The organism is Bacillus cereus group sp. MYBKT111-2, assembly GCF_051915205.1.
In the GTDB taxonomy this organism is placed as follows: Bacteria; Bacillota; Bacilli; order Bacillales; family Bacillaceae_G; genus Bacillus_A; species Bacillus_A paranthracis.
On sequence record NZ_JBQAEG010000002.1, the window covers coordinates 143,418 to 160,865 of the forward strand.

Here is a 17,448-nt window from a genome sequence, read left to right on the forward strand (position 1 = left end):
TAAAAGTATACAGATGATTAAACTATAAAGGCTGATTTCTAAAGGGAAGTCAGCTTTTTTATTTTTTACATTATATTAATATTATTTGAATATTCATTTGTTATTATGTTTATGAAACTCATAAAGGAGGTGAATAAATAAAGATGTCGAATTTAGAGGCTGATTTATCTGATTCTTGTTTAATTGTGGCGAATGTGGAGGAAAAGGAATATCACTTTATTGTTCGTGAACACCCGATTGTAGGAAAAATTATATCGCTATTGGAAAATGGAAAAGAATATGGTTTAATAGATAAACAAATTGCTAATAAAGATAAATTTATTAAATCGGAGCTTACTAAATTAGAGTATTTTAACATAGATGTTCTCTATCATACACCTGGATGGATATGGATTGGTATGGATCAATTTGGTTTACATGCTCGTGAGGCTACTTATAACGAAGTAGATGTTATTATGAAGTTGAAAGAGGATTTATATTATATAGATGTATATGAAAAAGTAAAAATGTAATTGATATTTGGTCAGGTTAGGGGACAAGTTCCCGTAGCCTTTTTTGTTTTATATGTAAACGGAAAATCGATTTTATGTTGATGATAGGACAGCATGATAAGAAGTGAGCTGAAAAGAGGATTTGAAAATACATAAAGAGAACTTTAATTATTATATGAATTCTATATGTAAATAACAATAGAAAGAAGATGATAAAATGAGTAAAGAAGAGCTTGTGAAACAACAGTTTGGTAATAATGCGGAGAAGTATGTAAAAAGTAAAATTCATGCTAAAGGACCGGATTTACAATATGTAGTTCAACAAGTTGAGTCTCGTCATAATAATCGTCTTCTTGATATTGCTACTGGCGGAGGACATGTTGCAAATGTATTAGCGCCATTGTTTAACGAAGTAGTTGCTTTAGACTTAACAAAAAAAATGTTAGAGAATGCAAAAAAATTTATTATAAGTAACGGCCATGAAAATGTGTCTTTTGTTGCTGGAAACGCTGAGAGTTTACCGTTTTCTGATAGTTCTTTTGATACAATTACGTGCCGAATTGCAGCACATCACTTTACGAATCCAGCTCAGTTTATTTATGAAGTAAATCGTACGTTAGAAGATAAGGGATTGTTTATTTTAATAGATAATGTTTCACCGGAAAATAATGAATACGATACATTTTATAATTTTATAGAAAAAAAGCGGGATCCGAGTCATGAACGGGCTTTGAAAAAAACAGAATGGATTACCTTATTAGAGAAAAATGGTTTGCAAATGCAGTCATGTCTTACTTTTGACAAGAAATTTGATTTTGACTGGTGGTGCGATATGATGAATGTACCTTTGCAGAAGCGGGTGAAGTTAACAGAATGTATGATGAAAACATCAGTTGAAATGCAAGAATTCTTTAACATTCAATATGAAAATAATAAAATCACATCGTTTTATACTGAAATGGCATTGTTTGTATGTAAAAAAAGTTTAACATTAAAAAGATAAATTTCTTGCAGTCTTTCCAAAGTACGTTATACTTAGTAACAGAGAAAATGAGAATTGAGGAAATGTAATAATGATTCGCGTACGTATTGAAGGAACTGAAGAAGAAATGCTTGAATTTATGGAGAAAATGCCGGATATTCCTGGATTTGAAAAAACACATACGAGAGAACCAAGAAAAGGAAATAATCCAAAATATGATTCAAGTAAAAATGTACTAGCATATTTATCTTATAAAAAGATTGAAGTCGCCAATAAATAGGCGGCTTTTTTAGTTTGCACCGTTTCACAGCCTTGTCTTTTTTACATACTAATAATAGTAGATAATGCTGAAGAGGGGTGAGTATAGTTAATAAGAAAATCGTCTTTTTTGGAGACTTTGGTATTGATGATGCTGTGGCATTAATTTATGCAAATAAAACATGTAAATTAGATATTTTAGGTATTGTTGCTGAATATGGGAATGTATCGCGAGAAATCGTAACAGAAAATGTGTATTTTTTAGAAAGATACTATGCTACAGAAGTAAAAATCATTGAGGGTGCAGCAAGACCGATGACAGCTGAAGAACCTTTGTTTTTTCCTGAAATTCATGGAGAGCACGGCCTAGGTCCCATTATTCCACCTGAAATGAGGATTTGTAAACGGGAAAATTTTTGTGAATTAATTAAATTAATTGAGCCTTGTCCAGAAGATATTATTATCGTAGCGACAGGACGATTAACAACATTGGCAACATTATTTTTATTATATCCAAATGTAATGGATAAAATATGTTCTTATTATATTATGGGCGGTGCGTTTTTATTTCCTGGTAACGTTACTCCTGTATCGGAGGCAAATTTTTATGGAGATCCAATTGCTGCAAATATTGTAATGAAGTACGCAAAGAATGCGAATATTTATCCATTAAATGTAACGCAACAGGCCCTAATTACGCCTGAAATGGTGGATATTATTAATAAAGAAGGAACAGGGCAGGCAAAGCTTATTAAACCAATGATTGATTTTTATTATGAGAACTTTTATAAAAAAGAATACCCGGGTATTGCTGGAAGTCCGATTCACGATTTGCTTCCGTTCATTTCATTTATAAATGATGATATTTTTGAATATAAAAAATCTGCAGTTTGGATTAGTACGACAAATGACGTAACAAGAGGACAAAGTGTGGCTGACTTTAGAAAAATAGCTGAGCCGACGAGGTTTGATGATCGGCCGATACAAAGAATTGCGGTTGGTTTTAATTATCCTGCATTTAAAGAAGAGTTTATGCGGACAATATTGAAGCCCGATTGTCCATAATAAGTGTAATATCTCAAGCTGCATAAATCGTTAGTCTAAAAAGTTAATTAACATGTATTATTTTTACAAAAAAATACAGTTATGCTCCATGAATAACTTATGAAAAATGTAACATAACTAATGGTAAGCAATTGTTTCTAATTATATTTTGATTGGTGAAATATAAAGGAGGTTATCATATGATTTGGTCTTTAATCGTTGGTGGTATATTAGGGTGGCTTGCTAGCTTAATTACTGGTAGGGATGTACCAGGCGGTGTAATTGGTAATATTATTGCTGGTATTATTGGTTCTTGGATTGGTGGGAAATTACTTGGTAGTTTCGGCCCAGTAATCGGCGGATATGCAATTATTCCAGCTTTAATTGGTGCGATTATTTTAATTTTCATCGTAAGTTTCTTATTGCGAGCAATGCGAAAATGAATGTAAGGACTGTTTACATTTGTAAGCAGTCCTTTTTATATGTTATGCTAGTATTATACAATCAGGAGGTGTCAGCATTGAAAACATTTACAGTAAATTTTCATCAAGAAGATAATGCTAAAGCGACAACAGTACATAAATTAAGTGAAGAGGACTTCAATAAAGCGACAGAAAAAGGCACTCGTCATCTATTTGATTTAGATACAAATGTTGGATTCTTCGTATTCTTTGATGCAGAAGATGCAGAAGGAAATGATCAATACTTAATGTTACAATATGAAGGAGATCATGAAGAGCCAACTGCGTGCTACGGATTTGATTTAAAACTATACTATCAATTTTTAGCACTATACTTAAATGATCTTGAATTCCAAGGTGAAACTGATGAAGAAGAGGAAGAGTATGGTCCAATTCATCATTTAGCTCACTTACTTTATCATATTGTTGAAGATGGTAAGTCAATCGAAGTGTAAAAATACATATGTAAAGCTGTCCTTTTTGGGCAGCTTTTTTCTATTTAAGGAAGGAGTGCAGTGTAAATGGCGAGAAGGGATATATAAGGAGATGGAAAAATGATAAACAATACAATTCCAAGTTTTTTAAAATTATGGGAAAGCACCGACGTAGAATTAGCAGTCCTCAATCAATACTTCACTTCGCATCCAGAGATATTTGAAGAATACTTTAAGTATCATTGTCCTAATACGAATGAACGTCTTTCTAATGCCATAAAACAATATCCCGCAAAAATAGAAGACATTCGTATCATTACTAAAACATTACCAATCATTATCCAAGAGGTAACAAATGCATATCATAATAAATTTAACTTTGATGTAAAAATGAAATTTCATTTATTTGTTGGAGGATTTGGATCAAATGCATTTGTAGAAAGAGAGATTATTGGAGATATGTTTTTTGCCGCAGAAAAATTATCTCCAAATTTAAATCACCTTCGTGTTATTGTCGCTCACGAAATAGGGCATATATATCATAATGTTATGTTACAAAATAATGGAATGGATTGGGAGAAAGCTGAGTGGACCGATGCGGCAGTTAATTTGTATCGTGAAGGTGTTGCAACATACGTATCAAAGCAAATTGTGAAAGGTTTAAATGAATCCGTGTATTACTCATATGACGATGATGGTGAACGTTGGTTACAATATTATATAGAAAATGAAGAACAAATAAAGAAACGTTTTTTGAAAGATTATATAGAAGGATGGACGTTTGAAAAAGAGAAAGAGTGGTTTCGGTTATCTGGCGGACAATATTTTGGATACAACCGACTCGGTTATTTTTTAGGAACAGCTTTTGTAGAATATGTTGCACAAGCATTGGGCGAGAGTGAAGTATTTACTTTTTGGAACAAACACAATTTGAAAAGAGGTGTAATGGATTGGTTATCGAAATGAATCAGATTATGATAGGGGGCTGAAATGTATGAGAGTGTATGTAAAGATAGGTATGTTATTTCTCGCTTTTACATGTATTTTTGCATTAGTAGCATGTAAAGGAACGGACGAAAAAAAGGAAACAGATCCAACAACGGAAAATAGTAAAAATGAACAGAATAATACTTCTGAAGAAAAGAAAGAGCCTGATGAAAAATCAAATAAGGAAGGGTCAACAAAACCAAAGATAGATCCAAGCACGAAAGATACAGTAATCAATCAAAAATCAATTAACCACGTTAAAGAATTATTTGAACTAGCGAAAGAAGGAAAAGTACCTAATGTTCCGTTCGCAGCGCATACAGGAGATATTGAAGAAATAGAAAAAGCGTGGGGGAAAGCAGATAAAACAGAACAAGCAGGAAACGGAATGTACGCTACCTTTACAAATAAAAATGTTTCCTTCGGTTTTAATAAAGGATCACAAGTTTTTGATGTACGCTCCTATCATGCAGAACTAAAATCAATTACATTTCAAGAAATAGAGAAAGCTTTAGGAAAACCAGCTGCAGTTAAAGTAAATGGGGAAGATAAAATATATGTATATAAAGTAAACAATCAGTTTGAGTTAAAATTCATTATTCCAAAATCGACTGGTAAGGTAAATCATATTTCGGTATTTTCGCCTGAGGATAGTATTAATAAAATGGCAGGGTAATAAAGAAAGGATGTCACAAAGGTCATCGAGACTTTTGTGACATCCTTCTTTTTACTGTTAAAAGGGTGGGAAATGCAGCCTATAAAACATGGGGAGTATGCTCCGAAATGTCTTTTTTTATTTTATTACGCTCTAAATTTTGAACAAAAAGAGCTTGGATAATGCCGCCAATCATTAAGAAACAAGCACAACTATAAAATAGCATACTACCGTTTAGTTTACTTAATAAAACCGCACCGATAACAGGACCGCACGTTCGAGATACATCCCAATGTAACCCGTAAATTGAAAAATACAATCCACGTTTATCTGTAGGAGCGATTTGTGAAACGAATCGAAGCAAATGGTTGAAAGCAACACTTTCTCCAATGACTAAAAAGAGTAATGTGAAAAATAGTGACAAGATTGTTGCTGAAAATCCATAGCCAATTGCAGCTATCGTAAAGCAGGTGTAAGCAATAAGTATGATTTTCGCCATAGAAAATTGTTCAGACCATTTCACAAGGAAAACTTGTAGAGTGATTTCCATAAGAGCTTTGCATGTTGTAATAAAAACGAGTATGCGATCGAAATCCGGAATTGTATGTTTCACGAAAATAAGATAATTTGTTTCAGTTTGTGCATAAAAAAAGCTAATAGGAATTGTAGTAATCATTAGTCCAAATACGGCGTAATGTTTGTGTACAAATTGCTTTGGAGATGATACTTTAAGCTTTTGCGTTGGTGTTGTCATTGCCGGAGCAGTTTCTGGAAGCTGCGTCCAAACAACGACTGCATATGCTATAAGTGTAATGCTTTGCACTATAAATACATATTCAGGGTGAGTCTTATAAAAAATAGTACCAATTAAAGGACCGATTAGAGTACCTATTGCTCCCATCGTTTGCAGAAGTGAGAAGATTTCTGCTTGCTGCCCATGTTTTGTTAAATCAGCAATTTGTGCACGTTGAGCGGGAATATATAAGGAACGGCCAATACCATTTATAACGTATAATAATGCAAAGATAAAAACGGATTGAGCGAAAATGAAACTACCGATTGCAACGCCCTGTAGTAACAATCCTAGTAACATAATTTTCTTTCGTCCATATTTATCAGTCACTCCTCCAGCAATAAGTGTAAATATAATGTCCGAAAGCGGTTGTAACCCGAAAATAAGCATAGTCATCATAATATTGCCGTTTAGCATCTTATTAACGTAAATAATCATAATGATAGCTAACATGGATTCTGTTGTTCGAGTTAATAATTCACCGCACAGTCTAATGATGATTGGTTTATTGTAACGTAATAAGAGATGATTCAATATTATTTCCTCCTTTCTATATTGAAATGATAAGATGAAAGGAGAAATGGAAAAAGGGTAAAAAGAATAGGGAGTATTTTTCACCTTTTAGGGGGAATATGATGTTTATTTTAGATCAATACATTGAACTATGGGTTGCCTATGGGAAAGGGAAAAAAGAAGGAGAACAATTAGAAATAACAGTCCAAAATATATCCGAAACATTATTTTGTACAGAACGTAATAGTAAATTGATTATAAAAAAATTAGATGAGTTAAATTGGATTGCTTGGTTTCCAGGACGAGGGAGAGGGAGGCGTTCTAAAGTAATATTTCGAAAGCATCCGAAGTCATTAATTTTAGATAAGGGAAAAGAAATAACGAAAAAAGGGGATGTGAGGAGCGGAATCGAATTTGTGGAACGCTATAGCTCGCTATTTTCATCCGTACAGAGTGAATATCAGTCATGGATTGATTCAATATTTGGTCATAAAATAGAAAGGACATCCGAAGGGAGAAGAGATGTCCTTCGTTTGCAAGTACAAATGAATCTAGATATCGCTTTAGATCCGGTTTACGCTACGATGCGATCGGAATGTCATATGGTTAAACATATTTTTGATACACTTGTATATGTAAATGAGGAAACAAACTCTATAGAACCAAGGCTTGCTTTTCAATGGGAATATGATGATGCTGAAAAGGTATGGACTTTTTATTTACGAAAAGGCGTTCATCTTCATAATGGGAAACGACTTACTGCACATCATGTCATACATTCATTAAAACGATTTATGAAAGCTGAAAACAACCCACATGCATGGATGTTACAACATGTTGAAAGTTTCCGTGCAGTGGATGAATTTGTTGTTGAAATTCAATTACATACGGAAAATAGGATGTTTTTACATATGCTAAGTGCAGAACAATGTTCTATCGTAAAGGAAGATGAAGCGGGAAACTTCATAGGTACAGGACCTTTTATATTACAAGAGAAGAATACACATTTATTTGCATTAGAAGTACATGATTTATATTATCGTGAAAGACCTTTTCTTGACCGAATTGAACTATTGAATGTAGAGCAAAATGTAAATACATATGACGTATTAGTAAAGGCACAGTATAAAGATAAAGAAAATCTTAATAAAGAACTTTCACGGCTTGAATCGAATGTGACATATGTAACGTGTAATCTTGTAAAAAAAGGGCCAATGCAAGATGAGCTGTTTCGAAAAGCGCTATACAAAATTATTCATGGTGATAAAATCGTTCAAGAACTCGGCGGAGAACGTGGAGAAGTGGCAAAGAAACTAATATTAGCAAATGAAAGTATAGTAGATATTGACGAAGATATCCAAAGTTTAATTAAAAGGAGTACGTATCATAGTGAAGTGCTACAACTATACACATTTACAGGACGAGATCACGTTGAAGATGCACAATGGATACAAAAAGAGTGTGCGAAGTACGGGATTCGTGTAGAAACCAATTTTCTTGAAATAGAAGATCTTTTAGAAATTAGTACGATACAAAAGGCTGATATGATGCATGATAGCGCAACAATTAGCGAACGAATAGAAGATAGTTTGTTATATATGTTTCTTACAAAAAACAGTTTTATTCATGGGCAAAGCAGCGTGGATTTTCATAAATTATTGTCCCCTTATTTTAAACAAGAACAAGTAGAGGAAAGAGTTACACTGTTACGCGATATTGAGGAGACATTGTTACGTCAAGTTCAAGTTATTCCTTTATACCGTAACAAACAACAAGTAACTTCTCATGAAAAAGTACAAAATATAATGATTAATTCACAAGGGTGGATTGATTTTTATGAAATATGGTTTACATGTTGATATATAAGGGTTTTTACGCATTTTATAAGATGCGTGAGAACCCTATTTTTTTGTGTGAAACAGGATTGTTTTACACATTGTTACGCTACTTGTGATAAAAGTCTATTTACAGCGTAACAGTGTTATGTTACATTGTTATCAGGAAGGAGTGTTATACAGTTGAGTACAGATTTAATTTCAAAAAAAGATTTATTAGAACTTACTGGTATTTCATATGGACAGTTATATAGGTGGAAAAGAAAAAATTTAATACCGGAAGATTGGTTTGTACGAAAGTCTACATTCACGGGTCAGGAGACATTTTTTCCGAAAGAAAAGATTTTAGAGCGAATTGATAAAATCCAAACGATGAAAGAGGATCTATCACTTGATGAACTAGCGAATATGTTTTCACCGAGTGTGAGGGAAATTCTTTTAACGAAGGAAGACATTTTACGTAAAGGGATTGCATCAGAACCAGTTTTACAATTTTTCATAGAACAAACGAATAAAACAGCGGAGTTTCAATTTGTAGATATTCTTTATGTGTACATGTTAGAAGAATTACTACAATCGGGAGAGATTAGTTTAGAAGAAGGAAAAATGGTCTTGCAAGTTTTATGTGAAAATTATGAAGCAATGAAACATAAAACGTGTGACTTAATCATTGTCCGAAAGTTAGGGATTTCTACATGTTTCTTAGTTTCAAACGTGGACGACTTAATTTTTGAAAAAGGCACCAAAATCGTTTTACGAGAAGCGATTATGAAATATACCGAAGCATTAAAAACTAAATTGTTGTAATGGAGGAGAAAGTATGCGTACAGATAATTTGATTATAAATGGTTACGGTTCATCGAATGGCGGTGAGTTTCATAAAGTGCAATTAAACGGAAAAGGAACTGTGAATGGAAATGTCGAATGTGAGCAATTTGAATGTAACGGTTACGGAGCAGTTACTGGCGATTTGAAAAGTAACAGTGCACGAATTAGCGGATCTGGTAAAGTCGATGGCACAGTTCATGCTGAAACGATGCGAATTGATGGGAAAGCTACAATTACGCAAAATGTAAAGGCAAACAGTTTGAAAATTGCAGGAAAAGGTACGATAGGCGGAAATGTCACAGGTGAAGAATTTAAAGTCAATGGTCAAGCAACAATTGACGGTAATTGTGAAGTGGATACTTTTTCTTCAGAAGGACAATTTACAATTGGCGGATTATTAAGCGCTGATGAAATAAATATTAATATTCACGGTACATGTCGCGCGAAAGAAATTGGTGGTCAAACGATTAAAGTAAGACATAGATCAGGTACATTAAGTAGGCTATTTAAAACAGTATTTGGCTTGCAATTAGAAGCTGAACTATTAGAAGGTGACAATATTGATATTGATTATGCTCACATAAGAACGGTAAGAGGAAACAATATTACAGTAGGACCGAACTGTGAGATTGAACTCATTGAATATACAGGTGTTCTTACTGTTGATAAAAGCGCAAATGTAAAAGAAATTAAGCAGGTTTAATGGGAAGGAGAAAGTAATATGGAACATCCACATAGTCTCACAGTAAATGGTTCCGGTAATTCAGCAGGCGGAGATTATAATAAAGTGAAGATTCGCGGTGAAGGAACGATTTCTAATGATATGAGCTGTAATGAATTTAAAACGTACGGCACGAGTGATGTACGGGGGAATATGAAAGTAAAAAATTATGTTGTGTATGGAGATAGTGAAGTACAAGGAACTGTAGATGCAGAATATGTAAAAGTATATGGTAATACAAAAATGCATGGTGATGCACATATTGAAAAAACAAAAGTTAGAGGTATGATAGATATTGCTGGGAAGTTTTCAGGTGATTTTGTCGATGTAAAAGGTGCTTTAAATGTGAGGGGAAATATTGAAGTAGAAGATTTATCATTAACTGGTGGTCTTGAAAGTGATGGATTACTTAATGGTGAAAATATTCAAATCTCACTTCGTTATGAAGGAAGTAAGGTAAGAGAAATTGGTGGTAAAAAAATTACGATTCGTAAAAAAGCGAGATTTCTTCCTTTTATTAGTCATGTTGGAAACCTTCAAACTTCAATTGTTGAAGGAGATGATATTTATTTAGAACATACGATTGCTGACATAGTGAGAGGAAACAACGTTACAATTGGCCCTGGGTGTGAAATTAGTGTTGTAGAATATCATACTAGTTTTAATCAAAAGGGTAATACAGTCGTAAAAGAACATAAACAAATATAAGTAGTATGAGGGAGAGCAAGGTTATGGTTGAGAAGAATAATAAGCTCGGCTTTATTGTGGCGGGCTTATTGCTAGGTATTTTAATGGCATCAATGGATAATACCATTGTCGTAACAGCGATGGGAACGATCGTTGGTGACTTAGGAGGTCTTGAAAACTTTGTATGGGTCGTTTCTGCCTATATGGTCGCAGAAATGGCAGGTATGCCGATATTCGGTAAACTATCAGATATGTATGGTAGAAAGAGATTCTTTATTTTTGGTTTAATCGTCTTTATGATTGGTTCGGCACTTTGTGGTACTGCTGAAAACATTACACAGTTAGGCATTTATCGTGCCATTCAAGGTATTGGCGGCGGGGCATTAGTACCGATTGCATTTACTATTGTTTTTGATATTTTCCCTCCTGAAAAGCGCGGGAAAATGGGTGGTTTATTCGGAGCGGTATTTGGATTGTCAAGTATTTTCGGGCCGTTACTTGGCGCATATATTACAGATTATATTAGCTGGCACTGGGTATTTTACATTAACTTACCGCTTGGTATTTTAGCACTTATTTTTATTACATTCTTTTATAAAGAATCACGAGTTCATAGAAAACAAAAAATTGATTGGTTTGGCGCAATTACTTTAGTTGGTGCAGTAGTTTCTTTAATGTTTGCTTTAGAACTTGGCGGACAAAAGTATGACTGGGATTCTAGCTTTATTTTAAGTTTATTTGGTGGATTCGCTATTTTAATTATTGCATTTATTTTTATTGAACGAAAAGTAGAAGAGCCAATCATATCATTTGAGATGTTTAAGCAGCGCTTATTCGGAATGAGTACCATTATTGCTTTATGTTATGGTGCTGCGTTTATGTCAGCAACTGTATACATTCCGTTATTCATTCAAGGTGTATACGGAGGTACCGCAACAAACTCAGGGTTATTACTATTACCGATGATGTTAGGATCAGTTGTAACAGCGCAATTAGGTGGGTTTTTAACGACGAAGCTTAGCTATCGAAACATTATGATTATTTCTGCTGTTATTATGCTAATTGGACTATTCTTATTAAGCACATTAACGCCAGAAACAAGTCGTGTATTATTAACAGTGTATATGATTATTATTGGATTTGGAGTTGGTTTCTCATTCTCTGTACTAAGTATGGCGGCTATCCACAACTTTGGTATGGAACAGCGAGGGTCTGCGACTTCAACGAGTAACTTCATTCGTTCATTAGGCATGACGCTTGGTATTACAATCTTCGGAATGATTCAAAGAACAGGTTTCCAAGATCAATTAGAAGAAGCATTTAAAGGTATGAACGGGGGAATGAATACAAACGCTTTAGGAGATTCAAGAGCTATTCTATCAGAATCGGCAAGATCTCAAATTCCACCGCAAATATTAGATAAAATTATTGATGCTCTTTCTAGCTCAATTGTCCAAACATTTATGTGGGCATTGGTACCAGCTGGTTTAGCATTCATATTTATTTTCTTTATGGGAAATGAGCGCATGGTAATTAAAAAACAACAAAAGAATAAAAAGAGCGAAACATCAAAAGCGTAATGAAAAAGCTCCCTTCCAATTGGAAAGGAGCTTTTTCGTATGTACGGATTTAGATTAGCCTTCGATGATTTCGTATTCTTCGTCTGCTAATAATAAAATTTGTGTTTTCTTACCTTTGTTTTGAACTTCGATTACATCGTAAGCACCTAAGTCTCTTATTTTGCTTTGAGAAGCGTTAACCATAACTTCAATAGAATCAATTAAGATATCTTCTTCAATGTATGATTCAGGCAATGCCATATCTTCAGTATCTAATACACATGCGTATAGATTTTGTAAGTTTTCAGCAGTTGGATTTTGTTCTTCAACATCAATGATGTTTTTTACTGCTTCCATATTTTCTTCTTTTGCTTGGTATACTTTAATTTTAGCCATTGTTTTAATCTCCTTTATAACGTAATCGTAGAGGCTACACTTCATTATAACGTTTTTTTCATGAAAGATGAAATTGTTATATGTATTTATAGGGAAATTTATGTGTTAGTACTCATTTTTAATGCGATAAGTAGGCAAATATATTCCTACGTTAAAGTTATATTGTCCAAGCTTTTCTCATATCCCGCTCATATTATGTGTATGAGATAAAACATATAGAGAAGGGATGGAGTGTAAGTGGGTTGTGAGCCGAAACGAAATGATCGATGTTGCCAAAATAGTATTTGTGAATTTTTGCGAAGTCTAGAGCCTTTTACAAAAGTTGAGAGTATTGTAATTGCCGGAAATGAAATTGTTGTATCTTATTTTCTTTCATTTAATAAGAAGAATGGTGTCGTATCCTTCGTACAAGAGGACGATGAGGTTATTTTTGTAGATTGCTCTAAGATTGATGCAATTCGAATAGGAAAAGTTTGTAGTTGTAAAATGAAAGTCAAATTTATTGAAGAGGATTTCAGTCTACTTGGAAACGTTTGTCCGCAATGTTTAACAGAGGGAAGCACACTCTTTTTTGACTTTCACAATTCAGAATTGAATTTATCACTTCAAGCAAAAACAATTGATGCGCCTAGTTGTACTGGGTTTATAGATGAGATGGGAAATGTAGTAAAACAAATTACTATAATAGGTGAAGCAATTGTTTCTAAAGATTTTGTTCAAGTGCCTGAATTATTAAGTTTCCGACTAGTATTATCTGATACGGCTACGAATCCTTTAAAGTTTGGAATACTGTTCATTAATTTCCCTGATCTTACGTTTATTATTCTTTTCACATCGAGTGGATACCTCAACATTTCGAATTGTTTGAGGATAGAGAGTGGAACTGGTAATGCTGAAATAGAAGAGATGAAAAAGATAATATCGAATGACGATAATACGTACACATCAGTTGTTAAAGTGACTAAAGTATATAAAAACGGAGGAAGAGAATCATTTGTTTATAAGAAGGAGTTATAACATATATTTTTAAATGAACCCTTAAACTAATGTTAAGGGTTTTACATAATAATATAGATTGCGAATTATTATTAAGTATATTATCTGTAAACCTTTTTACAGGACAGTCATTTACTTATTTTTAGATGTTATAATAATTTTATATTTATGAATAATTTATAATTATATGGAATGTAGTAGACGTTTGCTTATATGTAGAAAAGAGTAGAAGTACATTAATTCTAAAGAAAGCAGGAATGTAAATGATATATGAAGCGAATATACATACAAGAGAAAAATGAGTTACTATGTTCGAAGATTTCAATAACGTTGTTTTACTTTCTTATTTACAAGGACATATGGGTACCGCTTGGGTAAATAATCTTGAAAATCCGACAGTAGCGCAAATTACAGCCCTTTCCGAACGGGAAAGCCCATCGCCTTTAGGCATGGGATGAAAGTGAGGTTGGATACGGAGTACCACTAAAAATCGCTAAGTTTGTGGTACTTTAAGTATTCAAAATATTGGTATCTTTTGTGGTGTAGTTTAAAAGTAAAACTGATACAATGTGAATATGATACATGATTATAGAAGAACCAAAACAACTGTGTCATTAATTAACTACCATTTTGTGTTTTGCCCGCGATACAGAAGAAAGATTTTTCTTAACACAAAAGTAGAAGAACGTTTCAAAGAGTTGGTTCAAGAAATATGCGGAGAAATGGATGTTGCTATTGTCGCAATGGAATGCGACAAAGACCACGTTCACTTGTTCTTGCATACACTACCAACACTTAGTCCTGCTGACACAATGGCGAAAATTAAAGGAGTGGCATCGAAGCGTTTGAGAGGAGAGTTTCCTCATCTTCAACACTTGCCAAGTCTATGGACACGTTCCTATTTTGTTTCTACTGCTGGAAATGTATCGACTGAGACAATTAAACAGTATGTTGAAAATCAAAAGACGAGGGGGTGAAAATTGTGTCACAAACAATCACAGTCAAAGTTAAATTGCTTCCAACAAAAGAACAAATTCAGTTATTGGAACAAAGTAGCTATGAGTATATCAAAGTCATTAATACACTTGTATCTGAAATGGCTGAAGCGAAGAAGAGCACTAAGAAAAGTACAAAAGATGTTGAAGCTAATCTTCCAAGCGCAGTGAAGAACCAAGCAATTAAAGACGCTAAAAGTGTGTTTTCTACAAAGGTGAAAAAAAGTAAATACAAAGTTATTCCGATTCTAAAGAGACCTGTTTGTGTATGGAACAATCAAAACTATTCGTTTGACTTCACGCACATTTCAGTTCCACTCATGGTAAATGGAAAATCAACTCGCTTAAAGGTTCGTGCTTTATTAACTGATAAATATAATCGCAATTTTAATTTGTTAACACACAAGTTAGGTACACTTCGTATCACGAAGAAATCTAATAAGTGGATTGCTCAAATATCTGTCATGATTCCTACAAATGAAAAAACAGGAACGAAGATTTTAGGGGTAGATTTAGGTCTTAAAGTCCCTGCGGTAGCTATCACAGACGATGATAAAGTTCGTTTCTTCGGCAATGGTAGACAAAACAAATATATAAAACGTAAGTTTCGTAGTGTTCGTAAGAAGTTAGGTGAAAATAAGAAATTAAATGCCATTCGACAACTTGATGATAAAGAACAAAGATGGATGCAAGACCAAGACCACAAAGTAAGTCGTGAAATCATTGACTTTGCAACCGATAATAACATTTCTGTTATTCGTTTAGAACAACTAACGAATATTAGACAGACGGCAAGAACAAGCCGTAAAAACGAGAAAAATCTACACACTTGGTCATTCTATCGTTTAGCACAATTCATTGAATACAAAGCGAATTTAGTTGGTATTAAGGTAGAATATGTGAACCCTGCTTATACAAGTCAAACATGTCCGAAATGTTCTGAAAAGAACAAAGCACCAGACAGAAAATACAAGTGCCGATGTGGATTTGAGAAACATCGTGATATTGTTGGGGCGATGAATATTCGCTACGCAACTGTGATTGATGGTAACAGTCAATCAGCCTAAGATGCTATACGCACTGTCTTAGGAGGGGCAATGAGATGCCCTCATCTTGAAGTCTGTTCAAAACAGAAATGGACTGCGAACGTTTAGTCATTCAAGAATCCCACCCGTCAACCCGTAAGGATAAGGGCTTGCGACTTTAGTCGTGGGAGTCTCAAGCTGGGGATTCAAAGGTGAAAGAAACAGAAGAATTGCTTCGAAACATTCCTGATAGAATGTTAGCCATCGTAAATAGTGTAGAATGGAAAAAGCGTCTAGAAACATTTTACGAAAGAAAAATAGATAAGTTTTTACGCTATAAATTTAAACGTAATGCAGAAGTTTTTGATCGTTCAAAATTACAATCTCTTATATCAGCGCTTCCAAAAGGATACGAGTTAAGAAGAATAGATGAAAATATCGTAAATAACCCTACATTACATAAAGTCTCTAAAGATTTTACAAGTCAATTTCAATCAGTAGAAGATTATATAAACCGAGGTATAGGGTATTGTATCTTGTATAAAGGAGAAGTTGTATGCGGTGCATCATCATATAGCATTTATGATAATGGCATTGAAATTGAAGTTGCGACTGATCACAATTATAGAAGAAAAGGATTGGCGACTATAGTTAGTGCAGCACTAATCTTGGACTGTTTAGAAAAAGGGATATATCCAAACTGGGATGCAGCGAATACTACATCTGCAAAACTAGCTGAAAAACTAGGATATGTTTTTGATAAGGCGTATGATACTTATTTTGTGGATAATAGTTCAAATAAAAGAGCAGTTAGCCAAAGCTAACTGCTCCTCTCCAAAGGGGGAATGGAGAGATACAATCATGTTATTTACATTATTGACGGGAGGTTGATTTTTAATCAATCTTCTATAAAAGTTGAGATAAAATATTTTTAATTAACCCTGAGGATCCAATTAAGAGTACTGATAAAAAAACGATTGAGAATATACTTTTTTTAGGTTTTTTAAATTCTATGTATATGTTAATAATGGCACCAATTGCAACTACAGTAAAGATAACGAGTCTTATTACATCTATCATAAATAACGCTCCTTTTAATTACTTAATTGTATTATATAGGAATTGGCCTTTCGATTAGTTTATTTGAATACGATTTAAGGTAATTTTAAACAAACTAATCATTTATACAAAAGTAAGGTTAAGAAAAAAAGACAGCGTAAGAAGTAATAGTATATCTTGTAGAAGCTGATGTTGACCAAATAAATTAGGGTTATTATCTATGCGGAAAAGTATAATTAATATTTATATATACTCACTTTAGGTACTTTTACAACTTAAATAATAAAACATGCTTTTCATAATGATCCAAACACCAATTATATTTTTCTAGAATAATTGGATGAACAACTTCTTTCGGAGTATCGACCTCAGTATAGCCATATTTCTTATAAAAGTTTTTTAATTCCTCAAAAGGAAGACAATATACATTTGGAACTTGTAATTTCTTCGCAGTTTCTACTAAAAATGAAACAAGATCCCCAGCTAATTGTAGCCCTCTAAATTGAGGAAGAATATAAATTCCACCCATTTCTAAAGTATCTTCATCTATTTGGACTAATCGTCCAACACCTGCATATTCATTGTTGTATGTAATAATTGCAACTTTATCTCTTTTTAAATCACTTCGTACAAATCCTATTGAGTCGTATTGATTATTCATCCATTCTAAATCATTAGATGTAGCCATTTGGATACTCATTTATATCTCCCCTTTATAAAAAATGTAAT

19 protein-coding genes and 2 pseudogenes are annotated in these 17,448 nt (G+C 33.5%); 18 read left to right on the plus strand and 3 right to left on the minus strand.

Going from position 1 to position 17,448, the window contains the following annotated elements; translation table 11 throughout:
- Positions 1-143: 143 nt before the first annotated feature.
- The 8 genes from ACTFNE_RS05900 (at position 144) to ACTFNE_RS05935 (ending at position 5,333) form a co-directional block, all read left to right on the plus strand.
- Positions 144-512 carry a hypothetical protein gene (locus tag ACTFNE_RS05900; RefSeq protein ID WP_046199222.1) on the plus strand — a complete coding sequence of 123 codons (369 nt, stop codon included), beginning with the start codon at positions 144-146 and terminating at the stop codon, positions 510-512.
- 196 nt (positions 513-708) lie between these two features.
- Positions 709-1,494 (plus strand): class I SAM-dependent methyltransferase, encoded by a 786-nt coding sequence (locus ACTFNE_RS05905; RefSeq protein WP_270704906.1) that lies wholly within the window; start codon positions 709-711, stop codon positions 1,492-1,494.
- 70 nt (positions 1,495-1,564) lie between these two features.
- Positions 1,565-1,753 (plus strand): YvzF family protein, encoded by a 189-nt coding sequence (locus ACTFNE_RS05910; protein WP_000621882.1) that lies wholly within the window; start codon positions 1,565-1,567, stop codon positions 1,751-1,753.
- Between the two features lie 77 nt (positions 1,754-1,830).
- On the plus strand, positions 1,831-2,796 hold the full coding sequence (locus ACTFNE_RS05915) for a nucleoside hydrolase (protein ID WP_270704905.1): 966 nt from the start codon (positions 1,831-1,833) through the stop codon (positions 2,794-2,796).
- A 179-nt stretch (positions 2,797-2,975) separates the two neighbouring features.
- Complete coding sequence (locus ACTFNE_RS05920) at positions 2,976-3,218, plus strand: GlsB/YeaQ/YmgE family stress response membrane protein (RefSeq protein ID WP_000638307.1); 243 nt, start codon at positions 2,976-2,978, stop codon at positions 3,216-3,218.
- A gap of 77 nt (positions 3,219-3,295) precedes the next feature.
- On the plus strand, positions 3,296-3,691 hold the full coding sequence (locus tag ACTFNE_RS05925) for a hypothetical protein (protein WP_000847587.1): 396 nt from the start codon (positions 3,296-3,298) through the stop codon (positions 3,689-3,691).
- Positions 3,692-3,790: 99 nt separating this feature from the next.
- Positions 3,791-4,636, plus strand: a complete 846-nt coding sequence (locus ACTFNE_RS05930; protein WP_000609539.1) for a hypothetical protein — start codon at positions 3,791-3,793, stop codon at positions 4,634-4,636.
- A gap of 28 nt (positions 4,637-4,664) precedes the next feature.
- A complete protein-coding gene (locus ACTFNE_RS05935; RefSeq protein ID WP_048557952.1) occupies positions 4,665-5,333 on the plus strand; it encodes a YjgB family protein in 669 nt (222 codons plus the stop codon).
- A gap of 79 nt (positions 5,334-5,412) precedes the next feature.
- Here ACTFNE_RS05935 and ACTFNE_RS05940 read toward each other — a convergent pair whose 3' ends face one another.
- Positions 5,413-6,639, minus strand: coding sequence for an MDR family MFS transporter (locus ACTFNE_RS05940; RefSeq protein ID WP_270704904.1), 1,227 nt, complete (start codon positions 6,637-6,639; stop codon positions 5,413-5,415).
- A gap of 101 nt (positions 6,640-6,740) precedes the next feature.
- Here ACTFNE_RS05940 and ACTFNE_RS05945 point away from each other — a divergent pair, with 101 nt between their 5' ends.
- The 5 genes from ACTFNE_RS05945 to ACTFNE_RS05965 all read left to right on the plus strand — a co-directional run bounded on the left by ACTFNE_RS05945 (position 6,741) and on the right by ACTFNE_RS05965 (position 12,269).
- Positions 6,741-8,477: an SgrR family transcriptional regulator gene (locus ACTFNE_RS05945; protein ID WP_270704956.1), complete on the plus strand. Its 1,737-nt coding sequence runs from the start codon at positions 6,741-6,743 to the stop codon at positions 8,475-8,477.
- A 159-nt stretch (positions 8,478-8,636) separates the two neighbouring features.
- On the plus strand, positions 8,637-9,260 hold the full coding sequence (locus tag ACTFNE_RS05950; RefSeq protein ID WP_270704903.1) for a YhbD family protein: 624 nt from the start codon (positions 8,637-8,639) through the stop codon (positions 9,258-9,260).
- A gap of 13 nt (positions 9,261-9,273) precedes the next feature.
- Entirely contained in the window at positions 9,274-9,984 is a 711-nt protein-coding gene (locus tag ACTFNE_RS05955; protein WP_001258377.1) for a bactofilin family protein, read from the plus strand.
- Between the two features lie 18 nt (positions 9,985-10,002).
- Positions 10,003-10,710: a hypothetical protein gene (locus ACTFNE_RS05960; protein WP_000400898.1), complete on the plus strand. Its 708-nt coding sequence runs from the start codon at positions 10,003-10,005 to the stop codon at positions 10,708-10,710.
- A gap of 23 nt (positions 10,711-10,733) precedes the next feature.
- A complete protein-coding gene (locus ACTFNE_RS05965; protein ID WP_000229602.1) occupies positions 10,734-12,269 on the plus strand; it encodes an MDR family MFS transporter in 1,536 nt (511 codons plus the stop codon).
- Between the two features lie 54 nt (positions 12,270-12,323).
- On the opposite strand, the gene ACTFNE_RS05970 is transcribed toward ACTFNE_RS05965, so the two are convergent.
- Positions 12,324-12,644, minus strand: coding sequence for a hypothetical protein (locus ACTFNE_RS05970; protein ID WP_001062732.1), 321 nt, complete (start codon positions 12,642-12,644; stop codon positions 12,324-12,326).
- A 237-nt stretch (positions 12,645-12,881) separates the two neighbouring features.
- Between ACTFNE_RS05970 and ACTFNE_RS05975 the strand changes: the two genes are divergently transcribed.
- The 5 genes and pseudogenes from ACTFNE_RS05975 to ACTFNE_RS05995 form a co-directional block, all read left to right on the plus strand.
- Positions 12,882-13,661 carry a BC_2878 family exosporium-associated protein gene (locus tag ACTFNE_RS05975; protein ID WP_270704901.1) on the plus strand — a complete coding sequence of 260 codons (780 nt, stop codon included), beginning with the start codon at positions 12,882-12,884 and terminating at the stop codon, positions 13,659-13,661.
- A gap of 287 nt (positions 13,662-13,948) precedes the next feature.
- Positions 13,949-14,053: pseudogene (locus tag ACTFNE_RS05980) on the plus strand (GNAT family N-acetyltransferase); the annotation flags it as partial.
- Positions 14,054-14,215: 162 nt separating this feature from the next.
- The gene (gene tnpA / locus ACTFNE_RS05985) at positions 14,216-14,617 is read left to right on the plus strand and encodes an IS200/IS605 family transposase (protein WP_046199214.1); all 402 of its coding nucleotides are present in this window, start codon (positions 14,216-14,218) and stop codon (positions 14,615-14,617) included.
- A 5-nt stretch (positions 14,618-14,622) separates the two neighbouring features.
- A complete protein-coding gene (locus ACTFNE_RS05990; protein ID WP_270704900.1) occupies positions 14,623-15,702 on the plus strand; it encodes a transposase in 1,080 nt (359 codons plus the stop codon).
- Positions 15,703-15,857: 155 nt separating this feature from the next.
- Positions 15,858-16,484, plus strand: a pseudogene (locus tag ACTFNE_RS05995) (GNAT family N-acetyltransferase); the annotation flags it as partial.
- A 503-nt stretch (positions 16,485-16,987) separates the two neighbouring features.
- On the opposite strand, the gene ACTFNE_RS06000 reads toward ACTFNE_RS05995, so the two are convergent.
- Entirely contained in the window at positions 16,988-17,419 is a 432-nt protein-coding gene (locus ACTFNE_RS06000) for a GNAT family N-acetyltransferase (protein ID WP_270704899.1), read from the minus strand.
- Between the last annotated feature and the right edge of the window lie 29 nt (positions 17,420-17,448).